We start from the raw sequence: 394 nt of genomic DNA on the forward strand, positions 1-394 counted from the left end.
CTCCTTGATCAGTTTGCGTATGGCCTGCAGGGCCGCTTCCGGTACGGCTTGGGCGATGGAATTCATAGAAAACTCAAGGTTCCAGTCAACTGAGCGGCTAGTTGTAAAGCTATTCGCAGCCGGCGGCAAGCCACGCCCCAAAGGGGCTCGCGGGGTTTTGTCGGCGCTCGAAAAGGGTGCGAAAAGTCCGCGAACTGTTCAGACCAGTCCGACCACCAAAACGCAATGGGTGCCTGGCTTTCAGGCGTTATTGAGCGTGATGGCATGGGCTGTGCACTGAGCAAATCCAGAAAATTCCTTCGCCCTTCTCGGAGAGTTGCCATGACCAAGCGCTACAGCGCCCTGCTTACTGCCCTGTTTGCCAGCCTGATGCTGAGCCAGGCACCCGCCCAGG

General features: G+C 57.9%; 1 pseudogene. It reads right to left on the minus strand.

Features of this window, described 5'->3' with window-relative positions:
* A pseudogene (locus SOP95_RS31970) lies at positions 1-141 on the minus strand (GntR family transcriptional regulator); the annotation flags it as partial.
* Between the last annotated feature and the right edge of the window lie 253 nt (positions 142-394).

Source organism: Pseudomonas sp. YuFO8 (assembly GCF_035065025.1).
GTDB lineage: Bacteria > Pseudomonadota > Gammaproteobacteria > Pseudomonadales > Pseudomonadaceae > Aquipseudomonas > Aquipseudomonas putida_AE.